Raw genomic sequence first — 927 nt, 5'->3', positions numbered from 1 at the left:
TGTCTGAACGATGACGTGGTGGAGGGTCTGCACCTCCTTGACCAGCCGGCGTTCAGTGTGCAGTACCACCCCGAAGCCGCCGCGGGTCCGCATGACGCCGCGTACCTCTTCGACCGCTTCGTTTCCCTGATGGAGGGCCAGCGTGCCTAAGCGCTCCGATATCCAGTCCGTCCTGGTCATCGGCTCCGGTCCGATCGTCATCGGCCAGGCCGCCGAGTTCGACTACTCCGGCACCCAGGCCTGCCGGGTGTTGAAGGCCGAGGGCCTGCGGGTCATCCTGGTCAACTCCAACCCGGCGACGATCATGACCGACCCGGAGATCGCCGACGCCACCTACGTCGAGCCGATCACCCCGGACTTCGTCGAGAAGATCATCGCCAAGGAGCGCCCCGACGCGCTCCTGCCCACCTTGGGCGGCCAGACCGCGCTGAACACCGCGATCTCGCTGCACGCCTCCGGCACCCTCGACAAGTACGGCGTCGAGCTGATCGGCGCGAACGTCGAGGCGATCAACAAGGGCGAGGACCGCGACCTGTTCAAGGTGGTCGTGGAGGAGGTCCGCAAGAAGATCGGCCACGGCGAGTCCGCCCGCTCCTACATCTGCCACTCCATGGACGACGTCCTGGCCGGTGTCGAGGAGCTCGGCGGCTACCCCGTCGTCGTGCGGCCCTCCTTCACCATGGGCGGTGCCGGCTCCGGCTTCGCCCACAACGAGGAGGAGCTGCGCCGCATCGCCGGCCAGGGCCTGACGCTCTCCCCCACCACCGAGGTGCTCCTGGAGGAGTCGATCCTGGGGTGGAAGGAGTACGAGCTGGAGCTGATGCGCGACAAGAACGACAACGTCGTGGTCGTGTGCTCCATCGAGAACTTCGACCCGATGGGTGTGCACACCGGCGACTCGATCACCGTCGCCCCCGCGATGACGCT

General features: G+C 66.9%; 2 protein-coding genes. Both read left to right on the top strand.

Annotation, left to right across the window (positions count from 1 at the left end; genetic code table 11):
* On the top strand, window positions 1–150 hold a 150-nt coding region (locus tag IEY78_RS33760), incomplete at its 5' end, for a glutamine amidotransferase-related protein (RefSeq protein ID WP_444544928.1).
* The coding region (locus IEY78_RS33755; RefSeq protein ID WP_444544927.1) for a carbamoyl phosphate synthase preATP-grasp domain-containing protein at window positions 143–927 on the top strand (785 nt) is incomplete at its 3' end. The genes IEY78_RS33760 and IEY78_RS33755, both read left to right, overlap by 8 nt.

This window comes from Streptomyces kronopolitis (assembly GCF_014646275.1).
GTDB lineage: Bacteria > Actinomycetota > Actinomycetes > Streptomycetales > Streptomycetaceae > Streptomyces > Streptomyces kronopolitis.
The sequence above is the reverse complement of the archived record's forward strand: the minus strand, read 5'-3'. Positions and strand labels throughout refer to the sequence as shown.